Origin of the sequence: Streptomyces alkaliterrae (assembly GCF_007097205.2) — a bacterium.
Lineage (GTDB): Bacteria > Actinomycetota > Actinomycetes > Streptomycetales > Streptomycetaceae > Streptomyces > Streptomyces alkaliterrae.
Genome location: NZ_VJYK02000027.1, coordinates 12,808 through 29,366, shown reverse-complemented (window position 1 = coordinate 29,366; position 16,559 = coordinate 12,808). Strand labels below are relative to the sequence as shown.

Annotated in this window: 13 protein-coding genes and 1 riboswitch; of the genes, 6 read left to right on the top strand and 7 right to left on the bottom strand. The window is 73.6% G+C overall.

What is annotated here, in order from left to right:
- Positions 1-413: 413 nt before the first annotated feature.
- The 3 genes from FNX44_RS04515 to FNX44_RS04505 form a co-directional block, all read right to left on the bottom strand.
- Positions 414-1,145 carry an MgtC/SapB family protein gene (locus tag FNX44_RS04515; RefSeq protein ID WP_143646624.1) on the bottom strand — a complete coding sequence of 244 codons (732 nt, stop codon included), beginning with the start codon at positions 1,143-1,145 and terminating at the stop codon, positions 414-416.
- A 254-nt stretch (positions 1,146-1,399) separates the two neighbouring features.
- A riboswitch (M-box (ykoK) riboswitch) is annotated at positions 1,400-1,576 on the bottom strand.
- A gap of 56 nt (positions 1,577-1,632) precedes the next feature.
- A complete protein-coding gene (locus FNX44_RS04510) occupies positions 1,633-2,862 on the bottom strand; it encodes an MFS transporter (RefSeq protein WP_143646623.1) in 1,230 nt (409 codons plus the stop codon).
- On the bottom strand, positions 2,859-4,208 hold the full coding sequence (locus FNX44_RS04505) for an NAD(P)-binding domain-containing protein (protein WP_181356498.1): 1,350 nt from the start codon (positions 4,206-4,208) through the stop codon (positions 2,859-2,861). The genes FNX44_RS04510 and FNX44_RS04505 overlap by 4 nt, the downstream gene beginning before the upstream one ends.
- Before the next feature lie 127 nt (positions 4,209-4,335).
- Between FNX44_RS04505 and FNX44_RS04500 the strand changes: the two genes are divergently transcribed.
- On the top strand, positions 4,336-4,701 hold the full coding sequence (locus tag FNX44_RS04500) for an ArsR/SmtB family transcription factor (RefSeq protein ID WP_143646622.1): 366 nt from the start codon (positions 4,336-4,338) through the stop codon (positions 4,699-4,701).
- A 21-nt stretch (positions 4,702-4,722) separates the two neighbouring features.
- Here the strand turns inward: FNX44_RS04500 and FNX44_RS04495 are convergent, their stop codons facing one another.
- The 3 genes from FNX44_RS04495 to FNX44_RS04485 are packed head-to-tail and all read right to left on the bottom strand — an operon-like array spanning position 4,723 to position 7,177.
- Positions 4,723-5,781 carry an ArsO family NAD(P)H-dependent flavin-containing monooxygenase gene (locus tag FNX44_RS04495; RefSeq protein ID WP_143646621.1) on the bottom strand — a complete coding sequence of 353 codons (1,059 nt, stop codon included), beginning with the start codon at positions 5,779-5,781 and terminating at the stop codon, positions 4,723-4,725.
- Positions 5,778-6,872, bottom strand: coding sequence for an ACR3 family arsenite efflux transporter (gene arsB / locus FNX44_RS04490; RefSeq protein WP_143646620.1), 1,095 nt, complete (start codon positions 6,870-6,872; stop codon positions 5,778-5,780). Before arsB ends, FNX44_RS04495 begins: the two co-directional genes overlap by 4 nt.
- Positions 6,869-7,177, bottom strand: a complete 309-nt coding sequence (locus tag FNX44_RS04485) for an ArsR/SmtB family transcription factor (RefSeq protein WP_143646619.1) — start codon at positions 7,175-7,177, stop codon at positions 6,869-6,871. Before FNX44_RS04485 ends, arsB begins: the two co-directional genes overlap by 4 nt.
- Positions 7,178-7,248: 71 nt before the next feature.
- Here FNX44_RS04485 and FNX44_RS04480 point away from each other — a divergent pair, with 71 nt between their 5' ends.
- The 3 genes from FNX44_RS04480 (at position 7,249) to glsA (ending at position 10,469) form a co-directional block, all read left to right on the top strand.
- Positions 7,249-7,884: an arsenate-mycothiol transferase ArsC gene (locus FNX44_RS04480; RefSeq protein ID WP_143646618.1), complete on the top strand. Its 636-nt coding sequence runs from the start codon at positions 7,249-7,251 to the stop codon at positions 7,882-7,884.
- A 49-nt stretch (positions 7,885-7,933) separates the two neighbouring features.
- Positions 7,934-8,362, top strand: coding sequence for an arsenate reductase ArsC (locus FNX44_RS04475; protein WP_143646617.1), 429 nt, complete (start codon positions 7,934-7,936; stop codon positions 8,360-8,362).
- A 304-nt stretch (positions 8,363-8,666) separates the two neighbouring features.
- On the top strand, positions 8,667-10,469 hold the full coding sequence (glsA, locus tag FNX44_RS04470) for a glutaminase A (protein WP_143646616.1): 1,803 nt from the start codon (positions 8,667-8,669) through the stop codon (positions 10,467-10,469).
- A 153-nt stretch (positions 10,470-10,622) separates the two neighbouring features.
- On the opposite strand, the gene gabT is transcribed toward glsA, so the two are convergent.
- Positions 10,623-11,975, bottom strand: a complete 1,353-nt coding sequence (gabT, locus tag FNX44_RS04465; RefSeq protein WP_143646625.1) for a 4-aminobutyrate--2-oxoglutarate transaminase — start codon at positions 11,973-11,975, stop codon at positions 10,623-10,625.
- Positions 11,976-12,302: 327 nt separating this feature from the next.
- Here gabT and FNX44_RS04460 point away from each other — a divergent pair, with 327 nt between their 5' ends.
- Together FNX44_RS04460 and FNX44_RS04455 are read left to right on the top strand one after the other, a co-directional pair.
- Positions 12,303-14,726 carry an ATP-binding protein gene (locus tag FNX44_RS04460; protein ID WP_228449650.1) on the top strand — a complete coding sequence of 808 codons (2,424 nt, stop codon included), beginning with the start codon at positions 12,303-12,305 and terminating at the stop codon, positions 14,724-14,726.
- Positions 14,727-14,918: 192 nt separating this feature from the next.
- On the top strand, positions 14,919-16,532 hold the full coding sequence (locus FNX44_RS04455; protein WP_143646614.1) for a PucR family transcriptional regulator: 1,614 nt from the start codon (positions 14,919-14,921) through the stop codon (positions 16,530-16,532).
- Positions 16,533-16,559 lie beyond the last annotated feature (27 nt).

Below are 16,559 nucleotides of genomic sequence, written 5' to 3'. Positions count from 1 at the left end.
CCCGGCACCAGGCCCCCCACCACCAACCCGACGGCGATGCCGATAACCAAAGCCGTCCGGCGGACGAGTGCCTTCGGCATCGCCAGAGCCGACATGCCTCCATGATGCGCCGCCCCGCTCCCCGGGGCAGAACCTACGAGGCTCGCCGCGGCCGTGGCTGCTCAGCACAGGTGGGCCGGCTCCTCCTCGTCGCTCGTGGCGCCGGTGACCTCGACGGGCAGCATCTCGATCCACGCGGCGGGGAGAAGAAAGAGCCGCCGTCACGCAGTCCGCGAGGCACGAGCCGACGTCATGGGCTGCGCTCTTCTTCGCCCCAAGCGTCGACACCGCTGGGAAACGTGGGCCACTCATCGTGCTCCGACGCGGGGGCGGACAGGGGTTTCAGGGGGAAGAGCCCGTCCGCCGGGTGAGCATCACACGTCCGCGGGGGCCGCTTCCCGCGCCTGCCAGCGGACGGCGGTGACGCCCGCCTCCAGGCTGAGTCGGCTGACGGCCTGCTCAAGCTGCTCGTCCGGCCGGCCCCGGGCCACCATCTCCGCCCGCACGCTCACCTTGCGTGCCCCGTCGACCCGACCCTCGTCGTCCACCAGATCCTCGCTGTGCAGCGAGCGGAGAAGAAAGCCGCTGCCGGACAGGGACTGCAGCAGCAGCGCCCGGATGTGCGCCTCCTGGTCCTCCAGGCAGACGACCCGGAGCTGGTAGGGCGTCTCCGTCTCCGCGTCCTTCCCCGGCGGCGCCGCCTCGATCCTCCGGGCGATCGGCCGCAGCAGGACGTTGGCGGCCACGACCGCGAGCGCGCCGAGCGACGCGCCCAGGAAGACGCCGCTGCCCGCGAGCACCCCCACCGCCGCCGCGCACCAGATGGTCGCGGCGGTGTTGATGCCACGGACGTTGACACCGTCGCGCATGATCACGCCGGCGCCGAGGAAGCCGATGCCGGAGACGACCTGCGCGGCGATGCGGGTCGGGCTCACCTCACCCGGCGTGTTGACGGCCAGCAGAACGAACAGTGCGGCGCCGGTGGAGACCAGCGCGTTGGTGCGCAGCCCCGCCATCCGGGCCCGCCACTGCCGTTCGACGCCGACAAGCGCGCCGAGACCGAAGGCACAACCGAGCCGCAGGCTGAATTCCAGGGTGTCGATCATCGTCCGCATCCCCCTCCGGGATGTCAGGACACGCCGAGCTCCCCGCGTGGAGCGGGCACGGCGAGGGCGTGTCCGGGTGGTCCGCCCGACCGGAGGCCAGGGCGGCGGAAACCGCTGGCACTACTGCCGTCCGGCACTGCTCTCACCTCCTCCTCGCCGCTGCCCGGGGCTCCGGGCACAGAAAAAGACCCCCCGTTCCGGGAGGTCCTGCGTCGGCTCGGCACGGCACACGCCGACGCGCCCAGGGGGCTGCCGGCGTCTCCCAGCGTCGAGCTTCAGCACTGTGCGCCTAGAGCCCGCCCGAGGGGCGGTCCCGGTCCGCGTTAGGCCAAGCCTTGATCCGGCAGAGCCTGTTGACCCGTTGGGGTCTCTCGACCTTCCTGGGTAGCGGACACGTACGCGCACAGGAGCCTCACCTAACGGGACACCTGCACAACACGTGCGCTCGCCAAGCTATCGCACCCCCGCCCCACCGCGAAGCCGCCCTTCAGCGCCGAGCGGGCGGGTGGACTCGGGTCCCCGCGCCGCAGAGTGCGGCGACGGCGCTGACAAGGGCGAGAGAGACGAACAGGCCGGTGTAGCCGCCGAGCGGCGCCGTCAGGAGGGCTCCGGCGAACGGGCCGAGGGCGATGGCCACGGTGGCCGGGGCCGCGAGCAGGCCGGAGAGCCGGCCGTAGTGTGTCGCGCCCCAGCGGTCGGTGACCGCGGTGGCTTTCAGCAGAGTGAGGTTGCCGCGCACCATCCCGGCCACCATCGACACGGCGACCAGGAGCGCGTACGGGCCGGGCACCACCGCGAGCATGGCGGTGGTGACGCCTCCCAGGCCCAGCAGGACCGTCGTCCGCACGATCACGGTGGTGCGCCGGGCGAGGCCGGCGTAGAGGACGCGGCCCAGGGTCTGCCCGGCGCCGCCCAGACCGAGCGCCCAGGCGGCCTCGGTGCTGCTGAAGCCGCGTTCCAGCAGCAGCGGCACCAGAGCGACGACCACCGCGTACAGGGCGAACGTCGAGAGCGTGAACGCCACCGCGAGGAGAAGGAACTGCCGACTGCGTGCGACCGTTCCGGCTCCCTCGCCGGGGTGACCCAGAGGCGCCGGAGGTGCGGCCGGCCACGGTGCGCGGAGGGCCAGGGCATGGGCGGGGACGGTGAGCGCCGCGAGTATGCAGGCCAGCACCAGATATGTGCCACGCCACGAAAGGTGGTCGGCCAGGAACGCCGTCAGCGGTGCGAAGACGGTCGAGGCGAGCCCTCCGGCGAGGGTGACGATCGTCAGCGCGCGTACGTGGTGGGGGGACCACCAGCGGGTCAGCGCGGCGAACGCGGGCTGGTAGAAGACCGCGGCCATCGCGGGCCCCGTCAGTGCCCAACCGAGAAAGAACACCGGCAGGTTGGGCGCGGTGGCGATGGCAAGCAGGCCCAGCGTGCCGAGGACGGACCCGGCGGTCATGATCAGTCGCGGACCGCGGCGGTCCAGTTCGCGGCCGACGGGTACGCCGGCGAGAGCCGAGAGGATCAGCGCCAGCGAGAAGGCGGCGGTGGTCGCGCCGGTGGACCAGCCGGTCGCGGCGGTGATCTGCGGGTTCAGCACGGGGAACGCGTAGTAGAGGACGCCCCAGCCGGTGATCTGGGTGAGGCAGAGGGCGGGCAGGGCGGCGCGGGGCCGCGACCGTTCCACCGGACCGGTCGCGGCCCCGCGCGCCGAATGGACGGTGGTCACGAGCCGCAGCAGCCTCCGCCCTGGCCGGCGGCGACGGGCAGGGCGCGCGTGGCGTCGTCGGAGGCGTCGGCTGAGGTCAGCGGCAGTCCGGCGCCGCCGCACACGCCGGTCTCGGGAAGGGTGAGTTCGACGTTGTCGGCGGAGGCCAGGTCTCCGGCGAGGGCGGCGGCGACGGAGCGGACCTGCTCGTAACCGGTGAGCGCCAGGAACGTGGGGGCGCGGCCGTAGGACTTCATGCCGACCAGGTGGACACCCTGCTCGGGGTGGGACAGTTCGCGGTGGCCGTGCGGGTAGACCGTGCCGCAGGAGTGCTGGTTGGGATCGATCAGGGGTGCGAGGGCCACGGGGGCCTGGAGGCGCTCGTCGAGCGCGAGCCGCAGTTCGGAGAGGAAGGACAGGTCGGGGCGGAGGCCGGTGAGGACGACGACCTCGTCCACCGGGTCGAGGTCGCGTCCGTCCTCGCCGACCAGGACAAGACGGCCGTCCGGCGTGCGCCTGATCTCCGTGGTGCGGAAGCCGGTGACGGCCTCGGCGTGCCCGGCGTCGACGGCGGCCTTCGCCGCGAGTCCGAGCGCGCCACGGGCGGGAAGCTGGTCTGCCTCGCCGCCGCCGAACGTGTTCGCGGAGATTCCGCGACGCAGTACCCACACCGCCTTGGTGTCGGCGCCGCCCTCGGCGCGCGCGAGATCGGCGAGGGCGGCGAGCGCCGTGAAGGCGGAGGCGCCGGAGCCCAGGACGGCGGTCCGTCGGCCCGCGTGGCGGGCGCGGACGGCCGGGTCTGCGAGGTCGGGCACGCGGTAGGTGACGTGGTCGGCCGCCGCGCGCTCGCCGAGTGCGGGCAGGCCGTCGGCGCCGGCGGGGCTCGGTGTGCTCCAGGTGCCCGAGGCGTCGATGACCGCCCGGGCGTGAAGCCGCTCCTGTCGCCCGTCCGCGTGGTCGACGTGGACGACAAACGGCTGGGCCTCGCGCTCGGCGTCGAGGACCCTGTCCCGGCCGGCGCGGGAGACGCCGGTGACGGTGGCGGCGTAGCGGACACGTTCACCGAGTGCGTCGGCGAGCGGCTGAAGGTAGCGCTGGGCCCACTCCCCGCCGGTCGGATAGCTCGCGGCGTCCGGCCGCACCCACCCGGTCGGAGCGAGCAGCTTCTCCGCCGCCGGGTCGACGACCTCTCCCCAGGGCGAGAAGAGCCGTACATGGGCCCACTCGCGGACGGCGGCCCCGGCCGCCGATCCGGCCTCCAGGACCAGCGGCTCCAGCCCGCGGTCGAGAAGGTGGGCGGCGGCGGCCAGACCGACGGGTCCGGCCCCGACGACCACGACGGGCAACTGCTCGGTGGTGGCGCTCACGACAACTCCTCTGATTCGACATCCGTCGATGGCTTGACGGGGACAGCGTGGCACTCGATTCGACAAACGTCAACATAGACGAACATCGAAATGGCTACCGGGGTTCGACGCGTGTCAATATGGGTCCATGTCGAACGTCGAGTCGCTGCCGCTGTCGGTCTCGGGAGGCGAAGCCGCTGCCGCCCCCTGCTGTCCGCCGCTGACCGAGCGGCCGTACAGCGCGGAGGAGGCCGAGACGGCCGCGCGGATGTTCAAGGCGTTGGGGGACCCGGTGCGGCTGCGACTGTTCTCCCTGGTCGCCTCCCACGCGGGAGGAGAGGCCTGCGTCTGCGACATCTCCGACGTCGGAGTCTCCCAGCCGACCGTCTCCCACCACCTGAAGAAGCTCCGCGAGGCCGGACTGCTCACCTCGGAGCGACGCGGTACCTGGGTCTACTACCGGGTGGCACCCTCGGTCCTGGCCGGGATGGGCCGGCTGCTCGGCCCTCGCTGACGGGGAGAGCGCTGCTCGCCCTCAGCACAGCAGTTCGGCGATCTGGCGCGCCGCGTCCCGCGCCGGTCGGCCGACGCCGATCAGGGTGGCGGAGGCCGCCCCGGTCCAGTCTCCGTAGCCCAGCAGGTGCAGTCGCGGCTCGTCGAGGGCGCGGGTCCCGTCGGTCGCGATGCGACCGTGTGGTCCCCGCAGGCCGAGCGGGGACAGATAGGAAAGGGCGGGCCGGAAGCCGGTGCACCAGACGACGGCGTCAATCTGCGTGCGGCTCCCGTCGGGCCACTCCGCGCCGCTGGTCGTGAGCCGGGTGAACATCGGGCGCCGGGCGAGCAGTCCGGCGTCCCGGGCGGCCCGGACCGGGGGCACGGCGACGATGTCGCCGAGGGAGGCGACGCCGCCGGTGTCCGCGCGGCCCGCGTCGAGCGCACGGCGGCGCGCGGTGGCGACGTCGAACAGCGCGCGGCCGTCGACCTCGTCGGGCAGGAACCGCGGCGGCCGGCGGGTCGCCCACGTGGTGGCGACGCCGGAGAGGGCCAGGTCGGCGGCGATCTGCGCACCGGAGTTGCCGCCTCCGACGACGAGCACGTTCCGTCCCGCGAAGTCCGCCGGTTCCCGGTAGTCGACGGTGTGCAGCTGGCGGCCGGTGAAGTCCGTCCGTCCCGGGGCGGCGGGCAGGAACGGCCGGGACCAGGTGCCGGTGGCGCTGACGACGGCACGGGCCCTCCACTCCCCGGTGTCGGCGACCACCCGCAGCCGGTCGCCGTCGCGGTGCACGGCGTGCACGCCCGCGCCGCGCACCACGGGGAGTCCGTAGCGCTTCTCGTAGTCGGCGAGGTACTCCACCACATGCGCGGCGGTCGGGAAGGTCTCGCCGCGCTGCGGGGGCATCAGCCGGCCGGGGAGGGAGGAGTGGTCGGCCGGGGAGAACAGGCGTAGTGACTCCCACCCGTCCTGCCAGGCGCCGCCCGGCGTGGTCCGCGCGTCCAGGACGACGAGGTCCACGCCGAGCCGGCGCAGGTGGTAGCCGGCGGCGAGCCCGGACTGGCCGCCGCCGACCACCACCACGTCGACGTACGAGGTCATGAACCCGTCTTCACCGAGGTGAACTTGCGGCGCCAGGCCAGCGAGACGTAGACCAGCGCCACGAGGACGGGCACCTCGATCAGCGGGCCGACGACGCCCGACAGGGCCTGACCGCTTGTCACGCCGAAGGTCGCGATGGCGACGGCGATGGCCAGTTCGAAGTTGTTGCCCGCCGCCGTGAACGCCAGCGTGGTCGTGCGGTCGTAGGCCAGCCCGATGGCCTTGCCGAGGGCGAAGCTGCCGAACCACATCAGGGCGAAGTAGACCAGCAGCGGGACCGCGATCCGGGCGACGTCCAGCGGCTGGGAGGTGATCGTCTTCCCCTGCAGCGCGAAGAGGATCACGATCGTGAACAGCAGCCCGTACAGCGCCCAGGGGCCGATCCTCGGCAGGAACTCGGACTCGTAGCGGTCGCGGCCCAGCTTGCGTTCGCCGAACCGACGGGTGAGGAAGCCGGCGAGCAGCGGCACGCCGAGGAAGATCACCACGTTGAGCGCGATCTTCCACATGGAGATGTCCAGGTGGTCGCCGTCGCCGAGGCCGAGCCAGCCGGGCAGGAGGTCCAGGTAGAACCAGCCGAGCACGCCGAACGCGAGCACCTGGAAAACGGAGTTGAGCGCCACCAGCACAGCCGCCGCCTCCCGGTCTCCGCAGGCCAGGTCGTTCCAGATGATGACCATGGCGATGCAGCGGGCGAGACCGACGATGATCAGGCCGGTGCGGTACTCGGGCAGGTCGGCGAGGAAGATCCAGGCGAGGGCGAACATCACCGCCGGGCCCAGTACCCAGTTGATCACCAGCGAGGCGATCAGCAGCTTCCGGTCGCCGGTGACGGTGTCGAGCCGGTCGTAGCGGACCTTGGCCAGGACCGGGTACATCATGATCAGCAGGCCGAGCGCGATCGGCAGCGAGATGCCGCCGATCTCGACGGCGGCGAGCGCGTCGTTCATCCCGGGGATCAGCCGGCCGAGGCCGAGGCCCACCGCCATCGCGGCGAGGATCCAGACGGCGAGGAAGCGGTCGAGCGTCGACAGCTTGGCGACGACGGAGGACTCGTCGGTCGCGGGCGTGGGCGCTTCGGTGCGGGTCACGGGCAGGCTCTCTTGTTGTCGGCCGCATGGCGGGCTGTCTCGGCGAGTTCGGCGAACCGGCCGGCGAGTGAGGCGATGACGTCCGGGCGGAGCTTGTAGTACGTGAAGCGCCCGCACGGCTCGGTCTCCACGACACCCGCCTCGCGCAGCACCCTCAGATGGTTGGAGAGGTTGGTCTGCCGGGCACCGGTCTCCTCGACGAGGTGGGTGGTGCACAGCGTCTCCCGCGCGAGCAGGGTCACGATCTTGAGCCTGAGCGGGTCGGCGAGCACCCGGATCAGGTCAGTGTCGACTGACGTCAGCATGGGCTGATACTGTCACATCACCCGAGACTGATACCAGCCGGGGTTCCGAAGGGCCCGTCGAAGGGGTCTCCATGACCGTCCCGTCCGCCACCGAACTACCCGACGAGCGGCTGGCCGCCGGCGCGGCCCGGCTGGCCGTGCGACACGCCGGCCGGTTCTCGCCCGAGACCGTCCGCGACCTGCTCGCCGACTCCTACCGGCGCCTGGCCGAACCCGCCCGGGTGCGCACCCACCTCGTGGTACTCGCCGAACGGCTGACCGAGGAGCGGCTGGCGGCCCTGGCGCACGTCACGTCCGACCCCGGCGAAGGCCCGCGGCGCGTCCTGTTCGTCTGCAGCCGCAACGCCGGCCGCTCCCAGCTCGCCGCCGCGCTGCTGACCCACCGCGCGGCCGGCCGGGTCACCGCCACCTCGGCAGGCACCGAGCCGGCGGCCGAGACCGACCCGAACGTGGCCCAGGCGCTCGCGGAACTCGGCGTCGACCTCGCCGAGGTGTTCCCGAAGCCGCTCACCGACGAGGTGGTCCGAGCCGCCGACATCGTGATCACGATGGGCTGCGGCGACGCCTGCCCGGTGGTGCCCGGCCGCCGCTACCTCGACTGGCCGGTAGCCGACCCCGAGGGGGCCCCGCCGGCCACCGTGCGACGCATCCGCGACGACATCGATTCACGTGTCACCGAGCTCCTCGCGACCCTCAACGACCACTGAACTCCCCTTCCCCGCAACGCTGTTGAACAATCCAGACAAGGAAACTCACATGTCCTCCGCCCCGCTCGCCTCCGTGCTGTTCGTCTGCGTCCACAACGCCGGTCGCTCGCAGATGGCCGCCGGGTTCCTGAACCACCTCGCGGGAGACCGGATCGAGGTCCGCTCCGCCGGGTCCGTCCCGGCCGACCAGGTGAACCCGGCCGCCGTGGCGGCGATGGCCGAGGTCGGCGTCGACATCGCCGACCAGCAGCCCAAGGTGCTCACCACCGAGGCCGTCCAGGCCTCCGACTACGTCATCACCATGGGCTGCGGCGACGCCTGCCCGTTCTTCCCCGGCAAGCGCTACCTCGACTGGGCCCTGGAAGACCCGGCGGGCAAGGGCGTGGACTCCGTCCGCCCCATCCGCGACCAGATCAGGACACTGATCGAAGACCTCATCGCCGAGATCGACAACAAGCACCCCGAGTCGAACGCGTAAGCCACGCGGGCCGCGGAGGTCGCGGCCGTGTCCCGCCGCCGTCCACCGTCGACCGGCGGACCGCCCTCCACCAGGCCCCGGCCTCTCCGGCCGGGGCCTGGTGATCGGCGGCCGCCCTCTCCGGAGACGACGGAGGCGGCCGCACCGCGGCGCCCCGGGCGACCGCCTCGACGGGCGGGCAGCCGCCGTGCCGCCGGCGAAGGGCTCCCGCCGGCCGCGGGAACGGTCCGCGGACCATGCGACCCGTACGACGCGCGGGCGGCGGTAGCGCCGGCTTCTGGGCATCGGGTGGCACATTGATGTCATGCGTAGCCCGGTGCAGCGGTACCTCGAGACCATCGTCGAGCAGTGCGCGGGGACGGACGGCGAGGTGGCCGGGTACATTCCGGAGCTGGCCGCCGCCGACCCGGACCAGTTCGCGCTGGCACTCGCCACCGTGGACGGACACGTCTACGAGGTCGGCGACATCGGAGCGCGGTACAGCATCCAGTCGATCTCCAAGCCCTTCACCTACGCGCTCGCCCTCGCCGACCAGGGCAGGCAGGCGGTGGCGGAGAAGGTGGACGTGGAGCCCTCCGGCGAGGCGTTCAACGAGATCAGCCTGGCTTCCGGAACCGGCCGCCCGCGCAACCCGATGATCAACGCCGGCGCGATCACCACGGCGTCCCTGGTGGCGGGGGCGGATGCCGAGGAACGCTTCGAGCGGGTCCGCCAGTGGTACAGCGACTTCGCGGGCCGCGAACTCGGCTTCGACGAGGCGGTCCACGCCTCTGAGCTGGCGACCGCCCACCGCAACCGTGCCATCGCACACCTGCTGCGCGAGTTCGGCATCCTGCGGGGCGATCCCGAGCCGACACTCGACCAGTACATCCGGCAGTGCTCCGTCGCGGTCGACACCCGCGACCTGGCACTGATGGCCGCGACTCTGGCGAACGGCGGGGTGCAGCCACGCTCAGGCCGACGCGTGCTGCCGGCGACGGACGTGGAACAGGTGCTGAGCGTCATGGCGACCTGCGGCATGTACGACGCCGCCGGGGACTGGCTGTCCACCGTGGGCATGCCCGCCAAGAGCGGCGTGAGCGGCGGCATCATCGCCATCCTGCCGGGCCAGGCCGGGCTCGCGGTGTTCTCGCCGCGACTCGACGCACACGGCAACAGCGCGCGCGGGGTGGCGGTGTGCGAACGGATGTCCCGCGACATGGAGATGCATCTGATGCACGTCGGCCGGACCGCCCGCACCGCGGTCCGCGCGGCCTACCCGCTCTCGCAGTCGGCGTCGCGTCGGCGTCGCGCCGAAGCCGACCAGGAGGTCCTGGACCGGGTCGGCCACAGGTGCCGGATCTACGAGCTCCACGGGGACCTGCTGTTCGCCGGGGCGGAGAGCATCGTCCGCTCCGTCGTGACGGACGAGCCCGAGCTCGCCGTCCTGGACGCCCGCCGCATCGACGACGTCACCGACGTCGCACGGGTGACCCTCCTGGCCCTGCGCGACACCCTGCGCGAGGCCGGCTCCGAGGGCGTGCTCGTCGACCCGCACGGCGTGCTCCCGGACCCCGACGCCGGGCGGGAGTCGGCTTCGCACGTCTTCCCCGACCTCGACGCGGCGGTGCGGTGGTGTGAGGACGAACTGCTACGCCGTCATGCGGGAGGCCCGTCCGAGGACGTCGACCACGCCCTGGTACGTGAGCATCCGCTGCTGCGGGACCTGTCCCCGGCCGCCCGCGAGCGGGTGGACGCGGCGCTGGAGAGAGTCGGTTTTGCGGCGGGCGAGGTGGTGCTGCCCGCCGGGGTCCCGTTCGCGGGGGTGCACATCATCGTCAGCGGCGAGGCCGTGGCGACGGTGGACGGGGCCGACGGGCGGCCGCGCACCCTGGTCACGATGACCGCGGGCACCTCCTTCGGCGAACTCGCGCTCGGTACCGGCGGAGTCCAGGAGACCTGCATCCGCGCCGCACGGGACCTGGAGCTGCTGCGGCTGTCCGCCGCGAGCCTGGACCGCATCACCGCCGAGGAGCCGGTACTCGCCGTGGAGGTCTGGCGCGCCATGACCCGGGACGGCTACCGGGTCGCCGACCGCGCCCTGCGTGCGGGCCTCGACCGCGGCTGACCCCCCGTCGGGGACACGAGGAGCTGACCTCCGGCCCTCTGCGGCCGGTTGTCGCGGCGTCCGGCAAGCGCGAACGGCCGGGTCCGGCGGTGGGGCGATCCCACCGCCGGACCCGGCCGTCCGCCGTGCTGCGGCGACATCACGTCGCCATCGTCACGCCAGCTCGGCGAGGGCGTTCTCGAGGATGTCGAGGCCCTCGTTCAGGAGGTCCTCGCCGATGACCAGCGGGGGCAGGAAGCGGACCACGTTGCCGTAGGTGCCGGTGGTGAGGATCAGCAGGCCCGCCTGGTGGCAGGCCTTGGCCAGCGCGGCGGTGACGTCCGCTGCCGGCTCCTTGGTGCCCGGGCGGACCAGTTCGATCGCGATCATCGCGCCGCGGCCGCGGATGTCGCCGATGACCGGGTACTGCTCGGCCATCTTGCGCAGGCGCGGCTTCATGACCTCCTCGATGCGGCGGGCCTTGCCGTTGAGGTCCAGCTCGCGCATCGTCTCGATGGCGCCGAGCGCGCCGGCGCAGGCGACCGGGTTTCCGCCGTAGGTGCCGCCGAGGCCGCCGGCGTGCGCGGCGTCCATGATCTCGGCGCGGCCGGTCACGGCGGCCAGCGGCAGACCGCCGGCGATGCCCTTGGCCGTGGTGATCAGGTCGGGGACGATGCCCTCGTCCTCACAGGCGAACCACTGGCCGGTGCGGCAGAAGCCGGACTGGATCTCGTCCGCGACGAAGACGATGCCGTTCTCCTTGGCGAACTCCGCGATGCGCGGGAGGAAGCCCTTGGCCGGCTCGATGAAGCCGCCCTCGCCGAGCAGCGGCTCGATGATGATCGCGGCGACGTTGGCGGCGCCGACCTGCTTGGTGATCTGGTCGATGGCCTGCGCCGCGGCCTCCTCGGCGCAGTTGTCCGGGCCGGTCAGCCAGCGGAAGGGGTAGGCCAGCGGAACCCGGTAGACCTCGGGCGCGAACGGGCCGAAGCCGTGCTTGTACGGCATGCTCTTGGAGGTGAGCGCCATGGTCAGGTTGGTCCGGCCGTGGTAGCCGTGGTCGAAGACCACGACCGCCTGGCGGCCGGTGTACGCGCGGGCGATCTTGACGGCGTTCTCCACCGCCTCGGCGCCGGAGTTGAAGAGCGCGGTCTTCTTGTCGTGGTCGCCCGGCGTGAGGTCGGCGAGCTGCTCGGCGACCTCCACGTAGCTCTCGTACGGGGTCACCATGAAGCAGGTGTGGGTGAAGTCGGCGAGCTGCTCGGTGGCGCGGCGCACGACGGCCTCGGCGCTGTTGCCCACGGAGGTCACGGCGATGCCGGAGCCGAAGTCGATGAGGGAGTTGCCGTCGACGTCCTCGATGACGCCGCCGCCCGCGCGCTTGACGTACACCGGGAGCACGTTGCCCACGCCGTCGGCGACCGCGCGCTGCTTGCGGGCGGCCAGCTCCTGCGACTTCGGGCCGGGAATCGCGGTGACGACCCGCCTCTCCTGGGGGAGGGAGGGGCCTCCGGACAGGTCTGACATGGGGGTCGAAGCGGTCATCGCGCTCTCCTTGGGCAAAACGGGGGTGTGCTGCTCGCTTCTCGCAGGCTAGGGGCAGCCGGTGCCGCGAGACATGCACCGCTGAGGAGAAGTGTCCGTGTCGTGTTGGCCGCGGCGGACAGAAGCGGGCCCTTGCGCCCGGGAGGGGCTCTGCAAGCGCTGATCGCGGGCCGGGCGTGTCGCGGGCGGGGCGTAGGCCCTTCAAGTGGGGCCGTACTCCTCTAGATTGGTGGCCGCAGGGCAGGAGCAGCAGGAGAACGCACGAGCACCTCGCCCATCCGGGTCGGTGGTCAGGGGGCAGGGCAGCAGATGAGCGCGGAAGCGGGCCGTGGCGGAGCCGAACGTGAGGCCGTGGCGAGGCCGCCCGGGCCGCGCACCCCGCCGGTTCCGCCGATGCCCGGGCACGCCCCGGAGGTGGGCGTGGCGCCGCTGGTGCGCTGGCTGCGCGCGCCGCGCCCGGAGGCGGACCCCGGGCTGTGGCGGCAGGGGCACCGGGCCGGACCGGCCGAGGAGCCGGAGCGCGTCGGCGACCGGCAGCTGCTGGGCGGGGCGGTGCTCGCCCTGCTGGTGGGGCTGCTGGTCTGGTCGCTGTGCTGGAACGGCTACGTCAGGGTGTGGCTGTGGCCGCTGCTGTGGCTGACGCCGGAGGAGTGGCGGAAGCCCGGCGGCGACATCGAGGCGTTCGACACCGCCTCCCGCGTCTACTACGTGCTGTTCGCGGGGCTGCTGCTGTGGTTGTGCGGGCGGTTCGGCCGCTGGCCGCAGGTGTGGCGGCGGTTCGCGCCGGAGACGTGGCGGCGGGCCACCGCGCGGCTCGGTGCGCCGTCGGCCGCGTTGCGGCCGTACCGCAGGGCGCTGCTCGCGCTGCTCGGGGCGGTGTTCGTCGGGCTGATGGGCGCGAGTGGAGCCTGGACGTTCTGGCTGGAGCCCGGCTGGGCGCTCACCCCGGACGAGTGGCACACCATGGAACCGGTCGCCGGGCTGGTCTTCTTCAACGTCTACTACCTGCTGTCCGCGCTGCTCCTGGTGACGCTCGCCGCCTGGGCCGGCGGCTGGCGCGCGGCGTGGCGGCGGCTGCGCGGGCGCGGCGAGCGGCCGCCCGCGAAGGAGTGGACGCCGACGCCGGAGCGGGCGGCGCCGGAGGAGCTGGAACGCTGGCCGGAGCTGCGTGCCGCCGGCTTCCCGGCGGAGGCGGACCTGCTCACCCGGGAGGTCCGCGAGGGCCGGCTGGGGGACGTGGACTACGTCCGCATCGAACGGGTGTGGCGGCAGGTGCGCTCCCGGCCCGCCGCGCTCGCCGAGTTCGCCGCCGAGGTGCGGGCCCGCGGCGCCGCCGCGTACGAGCACCCCTCCGGCGCCCGGGACCTCGCCGTCCGCACGGCCGGCCACGACCTGCTCACCGGGCAGGTGCGGATCGGGGCGGTGGCGGACGACACCCGCAACGCCTTCCGCTACCGGGGGCGGGAGCTCGCGCTCGACCCCGGGCTGCTCGGCACCTCGCTGCTCGCCGTCGGCCCGCCGGCGTCCGGTAAGACGGCTCGGCTGGTCCGGCCGGTCGTCGAGGCGTTGTGTCTGCAGGCGCTCAGCGGCCAGGCCGCCGTCGTGGCGGTCGGCGCCGCGCGCGCCGCGCTCGGGCCCGACGACGGCTTCGACGTGGTCATCCGGTTCGGCGATCCGCGTTCCGGCCACGACCTGGACCTGTACGCGGGTGTGGAGGACCCGGACGAGGCCGCCGCGCTGCTGGCCGAGGCGCTGGTCGGTGCGGAGGAGACGGCGACCGTCCGGGCCGCGGCCACCGCGCTCGGCCAACTGCTCGGGCCGTACCGCGCCGCGCACGACCGCTTCCCCGGGGTGCGGGAGCTCCGGGAGCTGCTGGACGGCTCTCCGGTGGCGCTCGCCGCGCTGCGGGAGGCGTTGGAGGCGGCCGGGCAGTACGGTGCCCAGCGGGACCTGGACGCGCGGGCCCGGCAGGCGGCCGAGGCCGGTGACGTCGGCCGGCTGCTGGCGGACCGCGTCGCGCTGCTCACCAGGCCGGCGTTCGACGGCTTCCTGGAGGGGCAGCGCCGCCCCGGCGGCCCCCCGCCGTTCTCGCTGAGCGCTCTCCAGCATCCCCTGCGGGTGCGGATCGACCTGCCCGAACGCGGCAACCAGGAGGCCGCCCGCATCCTGACCAGGCTGCTGCTCGCCCAGTTCACCGCCGGGGTCACCGGTCGCCATGACCGTTCGCTGTTCGCCGCGCTGGTGCTGGACGACGCCACACACGCGGTGACGCCGGAGGCCGTGCGTGGGCTGCGGCAGCTGCGGGCCGCGAACGCGGGCGCCCTGCTGACCCTTCGCACCCTGGACGACCTGCCGGAGCGGCTGCGCACCGCGCTGGTCGGCTCGGTGGGCTGCCGGGTCGCGATGGCGGGCGTGAGTACCTGGGACGGCGAGGTCTTCGCCCAGGCCTGGGGCCGGGACTGGGTCAAGACGGAGGAGGTCACCCACAATCCGGACTTCTCCGGCGGCGTTGTCCGGCGGGCCCTGCGCGGGGTGCGGACGGTGTTCACCGGTGTGCGGGCGACGACCAGGTCGGTGACCGTGCGGTCCGTGCAGCGCGAGCGGTGGTCGGCATCGGATCTGGCGCACAAGGTGCCGCCCGGGCACGCGGTGCTGTCGCTGACGTCGGTGCGGGGTGAGGCGGGGCCTCCGGTGCTCGCCCGGCTTGGTGCCCGGCGGGGGGACGGCTGGTAGGGCGTGAGCGCGCGGGCCCCTGTACGCTGTGGCACGGTGATGGTGGGTACCCACTACTGATCGGCTAAAAACCACCCGGTGGTGTGGTGCTGTCGCCGAGAGAGCCGTACGTATGTCACACGCCCGTGGCACCCGCCGTGACATACCCGCACGCCGGCACCGACGGACACGGAAAGGACCCGCGGAGGGAAGATGTCCCCCACGCTCGCCTCCCTCGTCCAGCACTCCTCGCTCCGGCTCACCGTCCTCGCCGGTGAGGACCGCCTCGACGTGCCCGTGCGTTGGGCGCAGGTGAGCGAACTCCCGGACCCGACCCCGTGGCTGGACGGCGGCGAGCTGCTGCTGATGACGGCCCTGAAGATCGACGCGGCCGATCCGGAGACCATGCGCGGCTATCTGCGCCGGCTGTCGGCGGCCGGTGTGGTGGGGCTGGGTTTCGCCGCCGGCGTCAACTACGAGCAGGTGCCGGAAGCCCTCGTCGAAGCGGCGCGGGAGGCGGACTTCCCACTGCTGGAAGTGCCGAGGCGCACCCCCTTCATCGCCATCGCGAAAGCGGTGTCGGCGGCGATCGCGGCCGAGCAGTACCGGTCGGTGACCGCGGGATTCGAGGCGCAGCGCGAGCTCACCCGGGCCGCCCAGTCCGCCGAGGGACCGAACGCGCTGCTCGCCCGGCTGGCCGCGCACGTCGACGGCTGGGCCGCCCTCTACGACGCTTCCGGCGCGCTGGTGTCGGCCGCGCCGGCCTGGGCGGCGCGCCGGGCGGGCCGACTGGTGGACGACGTGCTGCGGCTGCACGGCCGGCAGGCCCCGGCGAGCGCCGTGGTGAGCGGTTCCGAGGCGGACGACCGGGTCGAGCTGCAGACCGTCGGCGGCGGCCGCCGGGCCCGGGCCGTCCTGGCGGTGGGCACCGGCTCACCGCTGGGGACGGCTGAGCGGTACGCGGTCAACTCCGCCGTCGCGCTGCTGACGTTGACGACCGAACGCTCCCGCGCGCTCCAGGACGCCGAGCAGCGGCTGGGCGCGGCGGTCCTGCGCATGCTGCTGACCGGGGAGGACGGCCACGCGCGGGCCGTCGCCGGCAACCTCTACGGCACCCTGCTGGACACCCCGCTGCGGGTGGTCGTCGCCGAGACCGCGCCGCAGTCCGGCGCCGAGCCGCCGGACCCGGAGGCGCCGGGCCCGCTGGAGGCGCTGGCCGACGCGGTGGAGTCCGCCGCCTCGCGCGGCGGCGAGTCGGTGCTGGCCGTGCCCGACGGCAGCCGGCTGGTGCTGCTGGTGGCCGACGGCGGGGGAGGGGCGGAAGCCTGCGCCGAGCACGCCAGATCCGCGGACGGGCTGGCCGTGGGCGTCTCCGCGCCCACCGGGATCGCCGCCGCGACCACCGCCTACAAGCAGGCGGAGCAGGCGCTGTCGATCGCCCGCCGCCGCGGCGCCTCGCTGGTGGAACACGAGGAGATGGCCGCCGGCTCGGTGCTGCCGCTGCTGGCCGACGACGCGGTGCGGGCGTTCGCCGGAGGGCTGCTGCGCCCGCTGCACGAGCACGACGCCAGTGGGCGCGGCGACCTCGTCGCCTCCCTGCGGGCGTGGCTGTCCCGGCACGGCCAGTGGGACGCGGCCGCCGCCGACCTCGGCGTGCACCGCCACACGCTGCGGTACCGGATGCGCCGCGTCGAGGAGATCCTGGGCCGCTCGCTGGACGACCCGGACGCCCGGATGGAGCTGTGGCTGGCGCTGAAGGCCACCCACAGCGCCGAACCGGACCGCTCGCCGACGTCGACGGAGGCGGACGGGCGCCCGCGAGGCTGAGTCCCCCCAGCTCCGCGGACGCCCGAC

What these genes read in the sequence shown, in the direction of transcription:
- FNX44_RS04515 (WP_143646624.1), bottom strand. Translation starts at nt 1,145, where the DNA reads ATGATCGACACCCTGGAATTCAGCCTGCGGCTCGGTTGTGCCTTCGGT.
- FNX44_RS04500 (WP_143646622.1), top strand. Translation starts at nt 4,336, where the DNA reads ATGTCGAACGTCGAGTCGCTGCCGCTGTCGGTCTCGGGAGGCGAAGCC.
- FNX44_RS04495 (WP_143646621.1), bottom strand. Translation starts at nt 5,781, where the DNA reads ATGACCTCGTACGTCGACGTGGTGGTGGTCGGCGGCGGCCAGTCCGGG.
- FNX44_RS04485 (WP_143646619.1), bottom strand. Translation starts at nt 7,177, where the DNA reads ATGCTGACGTCAGTCGACACTGACCTGATCCGGGTGCTCGCCGACCCG.
- FNX44_RS04480 (WP_143646618.1), top strand. Translation starts at nt 7,249, where the DNA reads ATGACCGTCCCGTCCGCCACCGAACTACCCGACGAGCGGCTGGCCGCC.
- FNX44_RS04475 (WP_143646617.1), top strand. Translation starts at nt 7,934, where the DNA reads ATGTCCTCCGCCCCGCTCGCCTCCGTGCTGTTCGTCTGCGTCCACAAC.
- glsA (WP_143646616.1), top strand. Translation starts at nt 8,667, where the DNA reads ATGCGTAGCCCGGTGCAGCGGTACCTCGAGACCATCGTCGAGCAGTGC.
- gabT (WP_143646625.1), bottom strand. Translation starts at nt 11,975, where the DNA reads ATGTCAGACCTGTCCGGAGGCCCCTCCCTCCCCCAGGAGAGGCGGGTC.
- FNX44_RS04460 (WP_228449650.1), top strand. Translation starts at nt 12,303, where the DNA reads ATGAGCGCGGAAGCGGGCCGTGGCGGAGCCGAACGTGAGGCCGTGGCG.
- FNX44_RS04455 (WP_143646614.1), top strand. Translation starts at nt 14,919, where the DNA reads ATGTCCCCCACGCTCGCCTCCCTCGTCCAGCACTCCTCGCTCCGGCTC.